Raw genomic sequence first — 17,603 nt, forward strand, 5'->3', positions numbered from 1 at the left:
GGCGGCCCGCAAGTGCAGGCCGCCTTGAATTGTTGTTATTGGAGACGTTGACCGTTGGCCAACACGTGGCCTTCGCTGTTCACTTCAAGAACAGTTTCCAGCATGTCGTCACCCACTGGCGTTGCGAACATGCCCATCATCATGCGTGGCATCATCAGGTCTTCTTCGGGGATGAGGCCCATTGCAACTAGCTTATCCATCAGTGCGTTCGCACCAGTCAGGTTCACGGTTACAGTTCCTTCCGGGCGGGCGATGCCGGGGATTGTTTGGAAGTCGGTCCAATCAAATGTCATCGAGCCCGTAGCAGTCGCATCAGCGCCTACAGCTGCAATGCGAAGATTTTCGATTGTCACTTCGTCTACTTCGATCGGCGGAGGCCCCATCAGGCCAGCCATCGCTGCAAAGTCGAGCAGGTCCATGCCGTTAGTACCCATCCCAGTGACGTCGAAAGAGATTTCAGCAGGATCGCGCGGCAATTGTCCTGAAGGGTCAAACATGCCCCAGATTGACTCACCGATGGTCACGTCTTTGAGGCTCGTCGCTACGCGGAAGTCTTGAGACTCATCAGATGCGTTCAAAGGTACATCGTAGTCCATTGAGAGCCCGCCGATGCCAAATGCGATCTCGCCGGGGAAAATCAGCGGATCAAGCATGGTCATTTCGAACGCACTTGCGACGCCGTTCATCGCAAGACCTTCTTCAGTGAAGGAAAGTGCGAATTCTTGAGCGCCAGTAGATGTGCGCTGTGTGTTGAACTGTTCACCGTCCAGTGTGGTTTCTGTTGAAGACGAGTTGCCCTCACCAGTGCTTTGGATAACCAAAGACAAACCGTTACGAAGCGCTTCAGATAAGTTCATGACGTCGGAGCCGCCGACTTGGAATGTCGCGTCGATTGAAGACGTCATCGGTTGGGTGGTCTGCTTGCTGCGCGACGTAACGTTGTCAACGCTGAACGTGAAGTCCGCCTCGGACGCGCCAACTACAGTTTCCGCGGTGTAAGCGATTAGGTTGCCTTCGGTCACATGAGACGTTCCACCCCAATTGGCGAGCGTCATGAACCCTTCGATTGCCATTTCCTCAAGGCCAGTCGCGCCGTCAACAGACACTTTTCCAATCTCGAAACGCAGGTTGTTGCCTTCGGACACGTAGGCAATGTCACCCGGGTTACCTGTCGCAGTTACCGTGTAACCGTCATGAGTCATTGTTGCTGTCGCGTTAAAGCTGCCTTCGCCTTCTGCACCACCTGCAAACGTGATCGTCATCGGGGACGGGTATTCGATGGTGACAGAACCGTCGCCGTTCTCGATCATCGTGACTGCATCAGTCTTGATTTGAAAGCTTGCGACGCCTGCTGGAAGAATGACATTGATTTCAGGGTTAATCAGCTGATCACCAGAAATTTCGCCACTCATTGATGCGCCCATTGACGCGTACAATGCCTGCTGATTTGACCAAACATCTGCTGCGGTTACGTCTGCCATTGCGGGCGCTGCGAGGGCAGTGGAAAGGGCGATAAAACTCGTCGCCAAACGATACGTCATGGTTTGTCTCCTAAAAAGGTTCGCGGCGCCTGAACCGTTCAGACGCCGCAGTCGCGTTACTCTTATATAATATTAACGAAGCCGTTGACCATTGGCGAGAAGATGACCTTCGTTATTCACCTCAATTGTCGAAGTGAGCATATCATCGCCGACGGGTGTCGCGAACATGCCAAGCATCATACGTGGCATCATGGCTTCTTCTTCAGGGATCAGGCCCATTTGGATAAGTTTATCCACAAGGCCGTTCACGCCGTTAATCGCAAAATCAACCTTACCTTCTGGGCGTGGCAAGCCATCGAACGTCTCAAGGTCGCTGTTGTCGAAGGTGAACGCGCCGCCACCAGTGATTTCAGCACCCGCTCCGCGAATGGTAAGCTCTGTGATCTGAACGCCATTCAGTTCACCGGGAACATCGGTCATCATCGCGGCTTCTTGTTGGGCTGGGTCGAGGAAATCAAAGAACGGCGTCACTTGTGCATCTAAGCCTAGCGCAATCGTCAGTGCGTCACGCGGCAGAATGTTCTGTGGGTCCGCCATGTTCCAAATGGTTTCACTGATTGCGAGATCCGTAAAATTGAACGCCATACGCGCATCGTGCGGGCCATCTTCGCCTTGGCTCAAGGGAATTTGGAAGTCGAAGCCGTAGTTGCCCATTGCCACTTCAAGCGGGAAGGGCACTTCGTTCGGGATCAAAAGGTTTAGGCTGATGTTGCGCGTTTCGCCGATGTAGGAAAGACCATCAATGTCCATTTCAAAACCAAGCGTACCGCCATCACCAGTAGAGGATCCAGATGCCGCTTCGCCGTCGACATCAAAATCGAATGTGTAACCGAAGGCGCCAGAGGTGTAGCCACCTTCAATTGCCAAGCCATCAATAAACGGAGGCATCTCTGCTTCCATGTCCATATCAATCGGCGTGACAATGTTCGCAAACATCGCGAGGTCCGCGATATCGCCGTTGGCTGCCACAATACCTTCGCCGTCAGTCTCGTTGAACAAGACGTCGATATCCAATGCGCCAACATTAAAGGCATAGGCAATGCGCGTTAGGTTGTCGGATTTAACTGAATAGGTACCTGCAAGGTCGATCATCGCGAACATAGCGTCCGTGAGCTCAATTTCTTCACCCGCACCACCTTCAAGACTATCAATGCTGATCGCATATCTGTCTGCAGAGATGTCATAGATCATTGCCTCAGGGTCACCTGAAACGTTCAGAACCATTTCTTCATGCGTGACCGAAAGATTGATCACCGAAGGGTCGTAGTATTCCGGTGTGAGGTTCAGGGTAATCGGGTAGCTGTCCGGCACAGTGATCGTAACCGTTCCGTCACCGTTCTCCACAAGCATGATGTCGCCAAGGGCCGCCGTAACGGACGCTTCGTCATCAGACATCGCGATCTTTACATCTGAAATCGTCAATGTGTCGCCGGACATGTCTTCACCGCCAGTGGTGAAACCTTGACCGTAGACTTCCATCTGTTCAGTCCAATTGTCCCAAACCTGTTGGGCTGTGACGTCGGCTGTTGCAGTTGTCCCGCACAAAACGGCGGCAATGATTGCGGTATGGCGAATGCACTTCATGGAATGGCTCTCTTATTAAAAAATGTTGCGCAAAGCTTTTCAAGTCTGCGCAGGAGGGTCAAGGTCAGGAAAACGTTACATCATAAGAGAATTCAGCACAAAGTGTGCAATTTTTCGAGAGGACAAAATATGGATTTGAAGGGCAAGGTTGTCATAATTACAGGTGCGAGCCGAGGAATTGGTGCTGCCAGTGCGCGTGCATTCGCTGATGAAGGGGCAAAGGTTGCGCTGTTGGCACGTTCCGGTGGCGAAATCGGTGAACTGGCTGCCGAAATCGGAGATTCCGCTATCGCTATCCCCTGTGATGTTTCGTCCTACGAGGAAGTTGTGAAAGCAATTGATGAAACGGTCAAAGCCTTTGGCCCTCTTGATGTATTCATCGGTAACGCGGGGCTCCTTGACCCGATCAGCCACTTGGCAGACGCTGACCCTGACACTTGGGGCAAAACGATTGATGTGAACCTCAAGGGGGTCTTTAACGGGATGCGGGCGGCGATGCCTGACATGATTAAACGTGGCAAAGGTACGATCATTACCATTTCGTCAGGTGCGGCCCATGGCCCGGTTGAGGCATGGTCGTCTTATTGTTCGTCGAAAGCGGGTGCTTACATGCTCACCCGTTGTGCAGACAAAGAAGCCCGCGAACACGGGCTTCGCGTTATGGGGCTATCCCCTGGAACGGTCGCGACGGATATGCAGCGCGACATTAAAGCATCGGGAATTAACCCTGTTAGTCAGTTAGAGTGGTCCGATCACATTCCACCGGAATGGCCCGCAAGAACGCTGGTTTGGATGTGTAGCGATGAGGCGAATGAATTCTTGGGTGATGATGTTTCCCTGCGTGACGAAAACATCCGCAAGAAAGTAGGATTGATATGATCGAAGCAACTGTTACCGACGGGCGACTGACACTCAAAATTAACCGCCCGGACAAAGCCAATGCATTAACCGAGGCGATGTTGGCAGAGCTTGCTGATCATGTAGAAGCCGCGGACCAACCTGTGTTGGTGATTACTGGTGAAGGCAAAGTCTTTAGCGCGGGCGCTGATCTTGATGATGTGCGTGGTGGGACACTTGCAACGTCGCCGGAGTGGGAACGTCTTTCGTCTGCGGTCGCGTCTTTTAAGGGTCTCAGCGTTGCGTCATTGAATGGGTCTTGCGCTGGTGGATCGATGGGGATGGTGCTTGCATGTGACCTGCGCGTTGCGGTCGAAACTGCGAAGTTTTTCTATCCAGTTATCAAGATCGGCGTGCTGCCCCAGCCCTCCGACCCCGCACGCATGCGTGCGCTTGTCGGCCTGTCCGCGACGAAACGTATTTTGCTAACCGGTGCGAAGATTGAGGCGCAAGAGGCGCTTTCGCTGGGGCTGATTGACCAGATAAGCGACCTGGACCTTGAGGCTGATACTCTTGCCCTAATCGAACCCGCGCTTAAGGCTAAGCCGGCTCAGGTTTCCGCGATCAAAGCGCTGATCGGTTAACGTCGCCCGTTTTAATGAATGCTTGGGTGGTGTAAGGGGACTTTATGAACGATCTTTTGAACACTGCTTTGGGCTACGTGACGCCGGTACTAGAATTCGCACTTGCTTGGATTATCGATCCGGCAAATTGGGTGCAGTTCGCGCTTTTAGTTGGCGCGTACGTGGCGGCTGTATTCATTACCCGCAAATTCAACCCGCGTATCACGAAACTTCTGACTCCGGCTCAGGAGAGCACGACGATCCTGTCACAGACCCGGCGGTTTATCCTTATCTTCCTTCCTTTGCTCCTTCCGCTTTTGGCGTTTGGATTGACGGCGGTCGGCGAACAAGTAACTCGGTCTATCTTCGGCTCAGGCGAGGTCATTGCTTTCGGTAAGCGTGTGTTCTTATTCCTCGCCGCACGGGCCTTCGTGCGCGACATGCTGAGCGACCCATTGCTGAAGATGGTCGGCAAGGTCGTCCTTGTTCCTCTCGCGGCGGTCTATGCGCTGGGCTTCCTTGATCCTGTTCTTGCATGGTTAGAAACGACAGTGGTTCCTCTTGGTAATATGTCGTTTTCCGTTTTGGGACTTTTGCGGTTCCTTGTCGTTGCAACGATCATGTTTTGGCTTGGTCGCTGGTCCAACGACCAAAGTAGCGCACTTATTGAAAAGCAGGAAATGCGGCCTGCAACGAGGCAGTTGGCTGCAAAGGCGACCGAGATCGCAATCTTTGGCGCTGCATTCCTGGTCGCAATGAACATCGCGGGCGTCCCGCTGACATCGCTTGCGGTTCTAACCGGTGCGCTTGGTGTTGGTATCGGTTTCGGCCTGCAAAAGATCGCATCGAACTTTGTGTCCGGCGTCATCTTACTACTCGAAGGACAGGCGACCGTCGGCGACTATGTTGAGCTTGATGGCGGTGAGACCGGTACAATTGTTAAGATGACGGCCCGTGCCGCGATTTTGGAAACTTATGACGGCAAGTGGATCGTCGTTCCGAACGAAGATTTCATCGTCACACGGGTTATCAACTATTCCGATAGCGGTTCCGCGAACCGATATGACGTTACTTTTTCTGTCAGCTATGACACGGACATAAACAAGATTCCCGATATCGTCGCCCCCGCAGTTGCCGCGCTCGATTTCATACTGAACGACCCTATGCCGCCGGACGTTGAGCTGGAAAACTTTGGCGATAGCGGCATTGATTTCATCGTGGAATTCTGGGTCAACGGCATTGATGATGGCCGCTTCAAATACCGCAGCCACGTGCGCTTTGCGGTTTGGAATGCGCTTAAGGAAGCTGGTATCGAAATACCGTTCCCGCAGCGTGTTGTCGAAATCAAAGGCGGGTTTCCCAAAGGTTTGACTGAATGACGGACGCGCTGATAATCGGCGGTGGACCTGCCGGTTTGATGGCAGCGGAGGTATTGTCAGCGTCGGGGTTCTCTGTCGAAATAGCGGACTCGATGCCAACAGTGGGCCGAAAACTCCTGATGGCGGGTAAGTCTGGGTTGAACTTAACAAAGGCTGAGGCGAAGCCAGAGTTTCAAGCAGCATTTGGAAATGCCGAAGTAGCCCTTTCACCTATGCTTTCGGCATTCGGACCTGAAAACGTCGTCGGCTGGGTTGAGGAGCTAGGCCGGGACGTTTTTACAGGATCAACTGGTCGCGTGTTTCCCAAGGAAATGAAGGCTTCGCCACTCTTGCGGGCGTGGCTTGAAAGACTGACTAACCAAGGCGTAACAATTAAAACACGTTGGCAATGGACCGGCTGGGATGGGGATGTCGCGACGTTTGACACACCTAATGGCTCCCAAGGAATAGCGGCGAAAGCAACGGTCCTTGCGACGGGTGGAGCAAGCTGGAAACGCCTTGGGTCAAACGGGCGGTGGATAGAACATCTGGCAAACGACGTCGCGCCATTTAAACCCGCGAACATGGGTTTTGCGCTGGACTGGTCAGACCACATGACCCCGCACCATGGCTCTGCTGTGAAGGGTGTGAAATTGACAGCTGGCAACGCCACATCGCGGGGTGAATTCATCATCTCTGGCAAAGGGATAGAAGGTGGCGGAGTCTACATGGTGTCGGCGGCGGTTCGTGATGGCGCCAAGCTGACATTGGATCTCTTGCCTGATGTTTCGGCGCGAGAGATCACGGCGAAGCTCGCCGCGCCGAAAGGTAAACAGTCACTTGCAAATACGCTCCGTAAAACGCTGAAGCTCGACCCAGTAAAGCGCGCGTTGTTGAATGAGCTTGGTCGAGGTCTAGACCTGCCGCTCGCGGAAAAAATAAAAGCCCTTCCATTCCCGGCTCTTACAGCGCGCCTGATTGATGAAGCTATTTCCACAGCAGGTGGAGTTCGGTTTGACGCCTTAACAGACGACCTCATGCTGAAGTCGCGTGAAGGGGTTTTTTGTGCCGGTGAAATGCTTGACTGGGAGGCGCCAACGGGTGGCTATCTGATCACCGGTTGCCTCGCGACGGGTCGTTGGGCGGGACGAGCTGCCGCGCGGTATCTTCAGACGTCGTAGTAGTCACGGTACCAATCTACGAATGCCTTAACCCCGGTCTCGATATCCGTTTTTGGGGAGTAACCGGTTAGCTTTTGCAAGAGCGCACCATCAGCCCACGTCGCGGGGACATCACCAGGTTGGATGTCCATGAAATTTTTCTCAGCGGGCATTCCGGTGGCTTTCTCGATCGCTTCGATAAACGCCATCAACTGGACAGGCTCGCCGTTGCCGATGTTCACGATGCGGTGCGGCGCGACGGGTGAAAGACTGTCGCCATCTGGCACTTCGTCCAATCGTTCGGGGGCTGCGTCCAACAACAGCTGAATCCCGCGAACAAGGTCAGTTACATAGGTAAAATCGCGGGACATATCTCCATGATTGTACACATCAATCGGGTCGCCATTCAGCACCGCTTTGGTGAACTTGAACAGCGCCATATCCGGACGCCCCCAAGGGCCATAGACAGTGAAAAAACGGAACATCGTCGTCGGGATGTCGTAGAGGTGGGCGTAGGAGTGGGCCATGACCTCGTTTGATTTTTTGGTCGCGGCGTAGAACGACATTTGCGTGTCAGCCTTGTCCGTTTCGGCGTAGGGCATCTGCGTATTCGCGCCGTACGCCGAAGAGGTGGACGCCAAAAGCAGGTGCTTGACTGGCGTCGCGCGCACTGCTTCAAGCAAGTTGAATGTGCCGATTATATTTGCTTCTACATATGAGCGCGGTTCATCAATCGAATACCGAACACCCGCTTGCCCTGCCAAATGCACAATGAAGTCGGGCTTTTCAGTTGCCACGAGATCCATCAGCACACCGTCCGCCTCTAAACGTTCGTTTACAGCTCTAAAGTTCCCCGATTGCAGCAAGTTCGCTTGCCGACGTTCTTTCAAACGCACATCGTAGTAGTCCGTCATCGCGTCAAAACCGACGACGTCGAACCCCTGATCCAGCAGCAACTTGCAAAGATGGTAACCGATGAATCCGGCAGACCCAGTGACGAGAACTTTAGGCATTAAGACTCTCCGTCGGTCGTAGGTTCCAGCGACGAGCGACCGATTGAAACATAGGCATCAAAACCAGCGCGCTTGGCGTCTTTGGTGGAATAGATGTTGCGTAGATCGGCCATGCGTGGCGTTGTCATATGTTTCGCCATGCGTTTTAGGTCGAGCCCACGGAATTCGTTCCATTCGGTCAAGATAACCACAAGATCAGCATTGCGGGCTGCCTTATAGGCGTCTTCAACCCAGTTCACGCCGGGCAATAACGCTTCGCCCTCGTGTTTACCTTGTGGGTCGGTCACGCGCACCTTCGCACCGCCGCCAACCAGTGCAGGTACAATGGTTAATGCAGGGGCATCGCGCATGTCGTCGGTGTTGGGTTTGAACGTGACGCCTAGCACAGCAACTACCTTGCCGTTAAAGCTGCCATCACAGAGGTCGAGAAGTTTGTCGACCATCCGGCGTTTTACTTCTTCATTAACCTTAATCACAGCCTCGGTGATCTGCATTGGCACCGCGTGTTCCTGACCAATGCGTGCTAAGGCTTTGGTGTCTTTCGGGAAGCAAGATCCACCGTACCCAGGGCCGGCATGCAGGAATTTATTTCCGATGCGCCCATCAAGGCCCATGCCCTTACTGACCTGTTTGATGTCAGCGCCAGTGCGTTCGCATAAAGCGGCGATCTCGTTGATGAACGTAATCTTCGTAGCAAGAAACGCGTTGGCAGCGTATTTGATCATTTCGGCGCTTTCGAGGTCCGTTATCACGACAGGGAAGTCCCGTAAAAACAGCGGACGGTATACGTCGTTCATGACATCGCCTGCGCGTTTGGTTTGAACGCCAACCACAACACGATCAGGACGCATGAAATCGTCGATAGCGGCACCTTCGCGCAGGAACTCAGGGTTGGACGCAACGTCGAATTCAAGGTCAGGGTTTGCTTTGTGAACAACCTGTTTGACCTTGCGGTTCGTCCCGACAGGTACCGTCGATTTGGTGACGATGACGGTATAATCTTTGGCGGCGAGGGCAATTTCCTCTGCTACCGCCATCACGAACGTAAGATCCGCATGTCCGTCACCGCGGCGGGTCGGCGTGCCAACAGCGATGAATACCGCTTCCGCGCTTTCAATCGCGGCCGCGAGGTCCATCGTGAACGTCAAACGCCCCGCATCGACGTTTTTGGCCATAAGCTCTTCCAAGCCAGGTTCGTAAATCGGGACTTCGCCCGCTTCTAGCTTAGCAATCTTAGCTGGATCTTTGTCGACGCAAACAACATCGTGCCCGAAGTCGGAAAAACAAACACCCGACACGAGGCCCACATAGCCCGTTCCGATCACTGCGATTTTCATGGTTTAGCCTCAAGATTGTTTTGACAGTTGCATACCGCAAGGCATGTCTTTGCTGCCAGCCCAAATCTGAGCGCCGTGAAATCTGTTGGGGGGATGTGCCTCTAACGCTTCAGCAGGCATATTACGGTTTGCCACATAATTTTGGCATCAAACCAAATCGATGCATTGCGCTGATAGATAAGATCAAGCGCTGCTTTACGTGGAATGCAGCGGGTCGTGTAAATCTGTTCGGTCTCAGTGGGTGACTTCGTACGGGCAATAAGGCGCTCTTCGTGGCGATGGTAATGCAAGGTCGCCAAACCGGTTACCCCAGGGCGAGACTGAAGGACCGCTTGATAAATTTCTGGGAACGCATCGGTGTATTGGCGTAGCGGTGGGCGAGGTCCAACAAAGCTCATATCCCCTCTGAGTATGTTTATTATCTGCGGGGTTTCATCCAAACGAAAACGGCGAAGCATCCGGCCTACCGGTGTAATTCGACCTTTTTTGTCCCCTCCAGTTACCCCCGCATCGGCCCCGTCAAGAGTTGTATACATCGTACGGAATTTGATGATTTTGAACGGTGTACCTGGCGCTTTCATGCGTTCGGAAATGTAGAAAATCGGTCTGCCTTCCAAAACAAGGAGTAGAACCGCGACGCAAATGATGATGGGGGCGATGAACACAATCCCGATTCCAGCAACGACAAGGTCAAATACGCGTTTTGTTGGGCGAATACGTTTGAAACGTGTGCTTTTGTGGGCAGCGCCATCCTTGAGCGAAGGTCGGACGAGCGAATTAAACGAAATGGATCGAGAAGTTTCCGGAAACGAGTATTTAGGCTTCTCGAATAATACCAGTTTTGTCACCTTTGGCATTTATTACGCAACTTTCGCAGTTGGAAATCAGATGTATTGCATTCCGCCCACGGGTTATTGCCGAGATTTCGGCTGCGTTAGAATTGGGTTGCGGTCAGGCGTGGTACAATGTCAGACCAATATGTATGGTAAGTGTTAACAAAAAATTTCTCTTCGCGTGTGCAGCGGTTGCGGCGGTTTGCGCGACGACATCAGTTGCGCAAGATGACTGGCGTACAAACTATACATTGTATGGCACGCCTGGTATCATTGATATGCCGTCTGCCGTTGCGCCTGCCGACGGAGAGCTTTCGGCGACTTTGGCGATGTTCGCGGAAAATTGGCGAACAACCTTTTCGTTCCAGGTGCTGCCGCGCCTCACAGGGAGCTTTCGGTATTCGCATATTTACTCTTATGATCGCAGTTTCGACCTGCAATATCAAATTGCTACCGAAGGGCAGTATCGCCCTGCAATAGCCGTTGGCTTGCGGGACTTCTTGGGCACAGGGCTTTACAGTAGCGAGTTTATCGTCGCAACAAAAACGGTGAGCCCGAATGTTCGGGTTTCCGGTGGTTTGGGCTGGGGCCGTTTGGCGTCGCACAACGGATTCACTAATCCTCTGGGAGCGTTAGATGAGGCGTTCGAGGTTCGCCCCAACGATAGGTCTGGAAAAGGCGGAACCGTACTTAGCGGTCGATTTTTCAGAGGAGACGCAGCGTTTTTCGGGGGTGCAGAATTTCGCGTAAGCGATGAGTTGACCGCACTCGTTGAGTATTCGTCAGATGCGTACAATATTGAAGAATCTCGAGCAGGCTTTGACCGTCGCTCCCCTTTAAACTTTGGGGTGAAATGGCAGCCAAACAGTACTTATCAACTGGGTGCCTATTACCTGTACGGAACAGATATCGGAATTTCCGCGACGATCATTATCGACCCTACCAGCTCAAGCTTTCCGAGTGGGCTTGAGACAGCTCCGATGCCAGTTGGCGTGCGTGCTGAAGCTGAAGGAGTAGCGGCGGCTGCGTCATGGGACACGCCTTCGGCGCAAGCTTCCGGTGTTGAAACCTTGGGGCAGGTTATGGCGACGGATGGTTTCCGTTTGCTAGGTGCCGAAGTTAACGGCAATACGATGCGGGTCCGCTATGAAAACTCAACCTACCGCGCGGAGGCGCAAGGGTTGGGTCGTGTCGCACGAATGTTGAGCCATGTAGCGCCTACAAATGTCGACACTTTCATTCTGGAGCCCACTCAGCATGGGATAGCGTTGTCCGCGGTAACGATAAGCCGTGACGACCTTGAAGAGCTCGAAAATGCGCCTAATGCTGCTGCACTATCGTATGATCGCGCCATTTTTGGGGATGCAGCGGGCGCTGCCCCAATGATTGGTTGGGATGATCCAAATCCTGCGTTCCTGTGGGGTATTTCACCGTATCTTGAAGTGTCATTATTTGATGGCGATAACCCTGCTCGTGCTGACTTGGGCCTTGAGGCGTCTTTCCAGTATGAAATTCAGCCAAATCTTGTTTTGTCGGGTGCTTATCGCCATAGGCTCGTTGGGAACCGCGATGAGATTGGTTCAATTTCACCTTCAACACTTCCGCCAATTCGCCGAGAAGGTCTGCGGTACGGCGCTGAAAGCGGCGGCGGCATCGAGAATTTGACGTTGACGTGGTATGGTCGTCCAGCGACTGATTTATACTCGCGCGTTTCTCTGGGGTATTTGGAACGTATGTTTGGCGGTGTTTCCGCTGAATTGCTTTGGAAGCCTATCGATAGCCCGCTCGCACTTGGAGCAGAGGTTAACTATGCGATCCAGAGGGACTTTGACCTTGGGTTTGGCTTTCAAGATTACGATATCGTGACGGGCCATGTGTCTGCATATTACGATTTCGACAACGGTTTTCAGGCACAGCTTGATGTTGGCCGTTACCTTGCAGGCGACATAGGTGCGACGTTCCGACTTGACCGCGAATTCGATAACGGTTGGAAAATCGGGGCGTACTTTACACTGACAGATGTTCCGTTTGATGACTTCGGTGAAGGGTCTTTTGATAAAGGGATCGTTTTTGAGATACCGACGGATTGGGTTCTCGGGCGTCCGACGCGTAATTCAACGGCGACGCGGTTGTCATCTTTGGAAAGGGATGGCGGAGCTCGCCTGAGGGTGGATGGCCGATTGTATGAGATTGTCCAAGATGGGCATCAAGGAACGATGGGCGACCAATGGGGACGGTACTGGCGATGAAGTGGATTTGTGGAGCTGCGCTGACTGTTCTAGCATCATGTGGACCGCTTGGGCGAAACGAAAACGCTATAGGCGCAGTTCGCGGAGTTACCGGTTCGAACGCGCAAAACGAATCGCCTGCCGCAGATGCGTTTACCGGATGGGCGCTTGCTGGGCTTGAGGAGCAATCTTCGGACCGACTGCTCCTAAACGTATTTGAAATTGGAGCCGCCGCTGCAATGGTGCAAATTGGCACCAATGGCTCTCGGGCCACTTGGGTCAGCACAGAAGGTGCCTCAATAACGATCGAGCAGGGCGTTATCGTTGGAACACGGGGATTCGGGGCCGACTTAATGGGACTTCAAACCCCAGTCGCCGGAGCCGCACTTCAAGATTCGTCTAACTACATAAGAACACACGACTTACTTAACGGCCTTGGTCAAATTGAGCGACATGAATATCAGTGCGTTTCTTCGTTCCTGAAAGAAGAAACGCTAGAGATATCCGACAAGAGCTATGAAACTTCTGCTTATCGCGAGGCCTGTCAGGGCGAGAATTACAGTTTCGAAAACACTTATTGGCTAACGTCTGACGGTTCATTCGTGCAGTCAGTTCAATGGATTTCGCCCGAACTTGGGCATATTGGGTACCAAAAGCTCTAGTTTCACAGTTCCTGCTTGCTTTTCGTACCTGCCAAAGTATTCTACACATGATTTTTTCGCACTGGAGTTTATTATGAAAATCAAGACACTTGTCGCAGCTGGCGCACTTGCTACAGCATCCACGACTTCGTTCGCGGGTAACAATGACGCAGTAGTTATCACACCTGCTCCTGACTTCGTTGCACCTGCAGCTACTAACTCACCTTCCGCAAAGTACATTGTTCCGATCGTAGCTTGCTTGATCATCTGTACTGCTCTGGGTTCCGGTGGCGGTTCCTGAACTTTAAGCTTATAAAAGTTTGGAAAAGGCAGGCCTCGCGCCTGCCTTTTTTACGTTCAGGTCTAACCTCTGCGGCGACCAAGCATTGCTAAACGGATGAACATGCGTTCCACCAAAGCGCGATCCGGTGCCGAGTGAACAGACCTTAGCGTCAGGTCCGTGTCCGTAATCGTTCCAAGCGCATCTTCCAGGTTAATCCGCCCCCAGCTCGATGCTTGACGCATTAAGCGGTCCCGTCGCGGGCCGAAGACGGGCGGGCGAAGACGGCCGATACCAGCCCCGGCACCGCCGGGGTCCGACGCGACTGTATGCAACTGACGGAAGTGACGTAACGCGCCGATGCAAAGTGCGACAGGTTGCGTACCTTGCGCGTAAAGGCGGCTAAGTACGGGGCCAATCTCGGCAGCCTTTAAATCGGCAACCACGTTTAGAATGTCATCTAGGTCGGCTTCGTTGGATACCGGTGCGCAGGCCTCGACGTCGGCGACGGACACCTCTCCTGCTTCCCCTGTCATATATAGGCCGAGCTTTTCGATCGTTTGGCGGAAATCCCCTGGTGACAGTTCGCGTGCGAGAGACGTTATGAGCTCCAACGCGTCACGCTCAACATTCGTTAACCCAGCTTCACGAAGCGAACCTTCGATTTCTTCACGCGTGGGCGGATCATCGTAGACGCCAGCGGCATAAGCGGACGAATGACCCTCAAACAGTTTGCGTAAGGATGATCGAGCATTCAACTGGCCAGCTGTCACGACGATTTGCGCGTCGCCCTCAACCCAATCTGCAAGTGCTGGTGCAATCGCCTTCGTAACACTATCCCCTGCTTCCTCGATGAACGCGACCCTCGGGCCGGGGAAGAACCCCTGCGCTTTGATCGCATCCCCGAGCAAGGCGGGATCTTTGCGCAGCTCGGTGCCCGTCATCCGCGTCAGGCGCATTTCTTCTTCGCCGTTGGGTCCGACCAATGCTTTGATGACCTCTTGGCGTTTCAACGCAACCCGCATTGCGTCACCACCGTAGATCAAAATACCCGCACCTTTGGAATCAGGCTTTCGAAAGTAATTGGCGGCATCGCGTGCAGAAAGTTTCATGGGCTAGCGCCCTGCCGACGCAACGATGATATCCGTGACGATCAGGTCTGCCAGCGCAATTGCCAGACGATCACGCGCGTCATCTTGGGCTTCGCGGGTGGCAACGGTGGTGCCAAATGCTGAATAGGCGGTGAAAGTTACCGCGATTCCTGACGCAAGCGGAGTATCATTGCCCTGTTCTGTCAGTTCCCATGTAGCTTTGCCGGGCAGATTGAAGCGGTTGATGTCTTGCGCGGATGAGATCACGACCGCCTCTTCACCTATTTCAAGCTGAACCGTGAGTAAATAGTCGCCCTGCTCAACCCGCCCGAGCCGATCCTCAAGACGTGTGCGTAGACGGAACCCTTCTGGCGTATCTGGTGCACGATACGCAATACGGCCCCGCAAAGTGCGCGCTGATCCGTTTGTGCCATAGACAGGTGTGAACCCGCAGCCTGCCAATGGCAGTGCAGCAAGTACGCCCAAGAATTTACGTCTGTCAGATGACAACATTGATAATCCGGCCCGGTACAACAATCAGCTTTTTGGGCGCGTTGCCCTCCAATGCCTTAACCACAGCCTCATCCGCCAGCGCGAGTTTTTCAACCTCTTCCTTGCTCATGTCTTTTGGAACGGCAAGTTCAGACCGACGTTTACCGTTAATCTGGATTGGCATGGTGATGGTGTCTTCGACCAGCATCGCCTCATCCGCAACGGGCCATGGCGCGTTCGCGATCAGGCCATCACCACCCAGCATCGCCCAGATATCCTCAGACAAGTGCGGCGTCATTGGTGACATCAGCTGTGCTAGGGTTTTCATCGCCTGACGCTTAGCGTCGCCACCCGCCTTGGACTTCGCAATGGCACCCGTGAAACCGTAAAGCTTGGCGATGGATGCGTTGAAGCCAAAGGATTCCACACCTTGTGTGACGTCATGAATGGCCTTGTGCATATCGCGCAGCAGGGCTTCGTCTTGGTCGTTGGAGGCATCTGTGTTGGACGCGATTTCCGTTGCGATACGGTAGACGCGTGACAGGTGTTTGTGCGTCGCTTCCGCGCCGGAGGCCGTCCACTCCACGTCCCGCTCAGGAGGGGAGTCGGACAGCACGAACCAACGAGCCGTATCCGCGCCATACTGATCAATGATCGCCACTGGATCGACAACGTTGTTCTTGGATTTCGACATTTTGGCAGACGGGATGATGTCCACTTGCGTTCCGTCTTTTAGGAAACCACCGCCATCACGAAGCTCGACTGCTTCAGGGTAGTGATAGACTGGGCGGCCGTCTGCTCCGTCGGTTTTAAAGATCGCGTGTGTCACCATGCCTTGAGTAAACAAAGCATCGAACGGCTCGATAGCCGACGCAGGCAAGTGGCCTGTCTTGTGCATCGCACGGGCAAAAAAGCGCGAATAGAGCAGGTGCAAAATCGCGTGTTCGATGCCGCCGATGTACTGATCGACATTCATCCAATAATCCGCGTCGGCCTTTTCGGTCGGTGTCTGTGCGTGGGGTGCAGTAAAGCGGGCGAAGTACCAACTGGAGTCAACGAAGGTGTCCATTGTGTCGGTTTCACGCAGGGCGTCTTTGCCACAGGATGGGCACGGCACGTTGCGCCAAGTTGGATGGCGGTCTAGCGGGTTGCCAGGAATGTCGAACGAGACATCGTAAGGCAGCTCAACCGGCAAGTTCTCTTTCTTTTCGGGCACCACACCGCAGTCGTCACAATGAACAACTGGGATAGGCGCGCCCCAGTAGCGTTGGCGGCTCAGACCCCAATCGCGCAGGCGGAACTTGGTGACGCCTTGACCAACGCCATTTTCTTCGCAGAAATCCACAGCCTTGTTGATCGCGTCTTCACCATTTGTGGCTGGGTCCCAAGCGAAGGGCGTCACCCAATGAACCATGTCGGTTTTGTTGGGGACGAAGGCCTCGGTCAATTCAGGATCACTATCCGCGGACGGTAGGAATGTCGGGATGATTGGCAGCTCGTACTTCTTGGCGAAGTCAAAATCACGCTGGTCGTGCGCTGGGCAGCCGAAGATCGCGCCGGTGCCGTAGTCCATCATGATGAAATTCGCGATGTAGATGGGCAGTTTCCATGATGTGTCAAACGGGTGACGCACGCGCAGGCCCGTGTCAAAGCCCAGCTTCTCGGCCTTCTCCAAAGCCTCAGCCGTCGTGCCACCTTTGCGGCATTCGGCGTTGAAGGCTGCGATATCTGCATTGTCTTGCTCAAGCTCCTTGGCGAGCGGATGATCAGGTGAGATGCCAACGAAAGATGCGCCCATAAGGGTGTCAGGGCGGGTTGTGTAAACCTCAACCCGATCATGCGCGCCAATACCTTCGAGCATCGAGAACGAGAACTGAAGGCCACGTGACTTGCCGATCCAGTTTTCCTGCATCAGGCGCACCTTGGCGGGCCAGTTATCCAAACCATCCAGTGCTTCCAGAAGCTCATCGGCATAGTCGGAAATCTTGAAGAACCACTGGGTCAGGTCCTTACGCTCAACCTCGGCACCAGAGCGCCAGCCTTTGCCGTCGATCACCTGTTCATTGGCCAACACGGTCATATCGACCGGATCCCAGTTCACGGTGGCGTTTTTGCGATCAATCATACCTGCGTTCAACATATCGATGAACAGGGCCTGCTGCTGGCCGTAGTATTCAGGGTCACAAGTGGCGAACATGCGCGACCAGTCGATGCCTAGGCCCAGCGGCTTCATCTGCGCGACCATGTCGTCGATGTTTTGGTAGGTCCAATCCTTGGGGTGGCCACCGGATGCCATCGCCGCGTTCTCGGCGGGCATACCAAAGGCGTCAAAACCCATCGGGTGCAGCACGTTATGGCCTGTCGCCAGTTTATAGCGCGCGATTACGTCGCCCATCGTGTAGTTGCGCACGTGGCCGATGTGGATGCGGCCGGACGGGTAGGGGAACATCTCAAGCACGTAGTATTTGGGCTTGTCGTCACTGCGGACGGCCTTAAAAGTTTCGGCTTTATCCCAAGCGGCTTGCCACTTTGCTTCGATTTCGGAGGGGGAGTATTGCGACATGTCGTGTCCTTAAAAGCGAACG

At 53.7% G+C, this 17,603-nt stretch carries 15 protein-coding genes; 7 read left to right on the top strand and 8 right to left on the bottom strand.

From position 1 onward, the window contains the following. Positions 1–35: 35 nt before the first annotated feature. Together OCA8868_RS12860 and OCA8868_RS12865 are read right to left on the bottom strand one after the other, a co-directional pair. Positions 36–1,541: a DUF2125 domain-containing protein gene (locus OCA8868_RS12860; protein WP_093996986.1), complete on the bottom strand. Its 1,506-nt coding sequence runs from the start codon at positions 1,539–1,541 to the stop codon at positions 36–38. Between the two features lie 72 nt (positions 1,542–1,613). Next, on the bottom strand, positions 1,614–3,125 hold the full coding sequence (locus OCA8868_RS12865) for a DUF2125 domain-containing protein (RefSeq protein WP_093996987.1): 1,512 nt from the start codon (positions 3,123–3,125) through the stop codon (positions 1,614–1,616). Positions 3,126–3,254: 129 nt separating this feature from the next. Between OCA8868_RS12865 and OCA8868_RS12870 the strand changes: the two genes are divergently transcribed. Genes OCA8868_RS12870 through OCA8868_RS12885 form a run of 4 tightly spaced genes read left to right on the top strand, consistent with a single transcriptional unit; the run spans position 3,255 to position 7,124 of the window. Then, positions 3,255–4,004, top strand: coding sequence for an SDR family oxidoreductase (locus OCA8868_RS12870; protein WP_093996988.1), 750 nt, complete (start codon positions 3,255–3,257; stop codon positions 4,002–4,004). Further along, positions 4,001–4,606 carry an enoyl-CoA hydratase/isomerase family protein gene (locus OCA8868_RS12875; protein ID WP_093996989.1) on the top strand — a complete coding sequence of 202 codons (606 nt, stop codon included), beginning with the start codon at positions 4,001–4,003 and terminating at the stop codon, positions 4,604–4,606. Before OCA8868_RS12870 ends, OCA8868_RS12875 begins: the two co-directional genes overlap by 4 nt. 44 nt (positions 4,607–4,650) lie before the next feature. After that, on the top strand, positions 4,651–5,964 hold the full coding sequence (locus OCA8868_RS12880; RefSeq protein ID WP_093996990.1) for a mechanosensitive ion channel family protein: 1,314 nt from the start codon (positions 4,651–4,653) through the stop codon (positions 5,962–5,964). Continuing rightward, positions 5,961–7,124 (top strand): TIGR03862 family flavoprotein, encoded by a 1,164-nt coding sequence (locus OCA8868_RS12885; RefSeq protein ID WP_093996991.1) that lies wholly within the window; start codon positions 5,961–5,963, stop codon positions 7,122–7,124. Before OCA8868_RS12880 ends, OCA8868_RS12885 begins: the two co-directional genes overlap by 4 nt. Here the strand turns inward: OCA8868_RS12885 and OCA8868_RS12890 are convergent. The 3 genes from OCA8868_RS12890 to OCA8868_RS12900 form a co-directional block, all read right to left on the bottom strand. After that, complete coding sequence (locus OCA8868_RS12890; protein WP_093996992.1) at positions 7,112–8,116, bottom strand: NAD-dependent epimerase/dehydratase family protein; 1,005 nt, start codon at positions 8,114–8,116, stop codon at positions 7,112–7,114. The genes OCA8868_RS12885 and OCA8868_RS12890 overlap by 13 nt on opposite strands. Next, positions 8,116–9,453: a UDP-glucose dehydrogenase family protein gene (locus OCA8868_RS12895; protein ID WP_093996993.1), complete on the bottom strand. Its 1,338-nt coding sequence runs from the start codon at positions 9,451–9,453 to the stop codon at positions 8,116–8,118. Before OCA8868_RS12895 ends, OCA8868_RS12890 begins: the two co-directional genes overlap by 1 nt. A 101-nt stretch (positions 9,454–9,554) precedes the next feature. After that, positions 9,555–10,310, bottom strand: a complete 756-nt coding sequence (locus OCA8868_RS12900) for a sugar transferase (protein WP_306456136.1) — start codon at positions 10,308–10,310, stop codon at positions 9,555–9,557. A gap of 125 nt (positions 10,311–10,435) precedes the next feature. Here OCA8868_RS12900 and OCA8868_RS12905 point away from each other — a divergent pair, with 125 nt between their 5' ends. The 3 genes from OCA8868_RS12905 (at position 10,436) to OCA8868_RS12915 (ending at position 13,456) form a co-directional block, all read left to right on the top strand. Next, positions 10,436–12,535 (top strand): YjbH domain-containing protein, encoded by a 2,100-nt coding sequence (locus OCA8868_RS12905; protein WP_093996994.1) that lies wholly within the window; start codon positions 10,436–10,438, stop codon positions 12,533–12,535. Then, the gene (locus OCA8868_RS12910; protein WP_093996995.1) at positions 12,514–13,176 is read left to right on the top strand and encodes a YjbF family lipoprotein; all 663 of its coding nucleotides are present in this window, start codon (positions 12,514–12,516) and stop codon (positions 13,174–13,176) included. The genes OCA8868_RS12905 and OCA8868_RS12910 overlap by 22 nt, the downstream gene beginning before the upstream one ends. 73 nt (positions 13,177–13,249) lie before the next feature. Beyond that, entirely contained in the window at positions 13,250–13,456 is a 207-nt protein-coding gene (locus tag OCA8868_RS12915) for a hypothetical protein (protein WP_093996996.1), read from the top strand. Between the two features lie 62 nt (positions 13,457–13,518). On the opposite strand, the gene holA is transcribed toward OCA8868_RS12915, so the two are convergent. The 3 genes from holA to leuS are packed head-to-tail and all read right to left on the bottom strand — an operon-like array spanning position 13,519 to position 17,581. Further along, positions 13,519–14,547, bottom strand: coding sequence for a DNA polymerase III subunit delta (gene holA / locus OCA8868_RS12920; RefSeq protein ID WP_093996997.1), 1,029 nt, complete (start codon positions 14,545–14,547; stop codon positions 13,519–13,521). 3 nt (positions 14,548–14,550) lie between these two features. After that, entirely contained in the window at positions 14,551–15,039 is a 489-nt protein-coding gene (locus tag OCA8868_RS12925; RefSeq protein ID WP_093996998.1) for a hypothetical protein, read from the bottom strand. Further along, entirely contained in the window at positions 15,026–17,581 is a 2,556-nt protein-coding gene (gene leuS / locus OCA8868_RS12930; protein WP_093996999.1) for a leucine--tRNA ligase, read from the bottom strand. Before leuS ends, OCA8868_RS12925 begins: the two co-directional genes overlap by 14 nt. Between the last annotated feature and the right edge of the window lie 22 nt (positions 17,582–17,603).

The organism is Octadecabacter ascidiaceicola (assembly GCF_900185015.1).
GTDB lineage: Bacteria > Pseudomonadota > Alphaproteobacteria > Rhodobacterales > Rhodobacteraceae > Octadecabacter > Octadecabacter ascidiaceicola.

Bases quoted from the DNA above. Each gene is read 5' to 3' on its own strand.
- OCA8868_RS12895 (WP_093996993.1), bottom strand. From the start codon at position 9,453: ATGAAAATCGCAGTGATCGGAACGGGCTATGTGGGCCTCGTGTCGGGT.
- OCA8868_RS12870 (WP_093996988.1), top strand. From the start codon at position 3,255: ATGGATTTGAAGGGCAAGGTTGTCATAATTACAGGTGCGAGCCGAGGA.
- OCA8868_RS12880 (WP_093996990.1), top strand. From the start codon at position 4,651: ATGAACGATCTTTTGAACACTGCTTTGGGCTACGTGACGCCGGTACTA.
- OCA8868_RS12900 (WP_306456136.1), bottom strand. From the start codon at position 10,310: ATGCCAAAGGTGACAAAACTGGTATTATTCGAGAAGCCTAAATACTCG.
- OCA8868_RS12915 (WP_093996996.1), top strand. From the start codon at position 13,250: ATGAAAATCAAGACACTTGTCGCAGCTGGCGCACTTGCTACAGCATCC.
- OCA8868_RS12885 (WP_093996991.1), top strand. From the start codon at position 5,961: ATGACGGACGCGCTGATAATCGGCGGTGGACCTGCCGGTTTGATGGCA.
- OCA8868_RS12910 (WP_093996995.1), top strand. From the start codon at position 12,514: ATGGGGACGGTACTGGCGATGAAGTGGATTTGTGGAGCTGCGCTGACT.
- OCA8868_RS12925 (WP_093996998.1), bottom strand. From the start codon at position 15,039: ATGTTGTCATCTGACAGACGTAAATTCTTGGGCGTACTTGCTGCACTG.
- OCA8868_RS12860 (WP_093996986.1), bottom strand. From the start codon at position 1,541: ATGACGTATCGTTTGGCGACGAGTTTTATCGCCCTTTCCACTGCCCTC.
- holA (WP_093996997.1), bottom strand. From the start codon at position 14,547: ATGAAACTTTCTGCACGCGATGCCGCCAATTACTTTCGAAAGCCTGAT.
- OCA8868_RS12890 (WP_093996992.1), bottom strand. From the start codon at position 8,116: ATGCCTAAAGTTCTCGTCACTGGGTCTGCCGGATTCATCGGTTACCAT.
- OCA8868_RS12875 (WP_093996989.1), top strand. From the start codon at position 4,001: ATGATCGAAGCAACTGTTACCGACGGGCGACTGACACTCAAAATTAAC.
- leuS (WP_093996999.1), bottom strand. From the start codon at position 17,581: ATGTCGCAATACTCCCCCTCCGAAATCGAAGCAAAGTGGCAAGCCGCT.
- OCA8868_RS12865 (WP_093996987.1), bottom strand. From the start codon at position 3,125: ATGAAGTGCATTCGCCATACCGCAATCATTGCCGCCGTTTTGTGCGGG.
- OCA8868_RS12905 (WP_093996994.1), top strand. From the start codon at position 10,436: ATGGTAAGTGTTAACAAAAAATTTCTCTTCGCGTGTGCAGCGGTTGCG.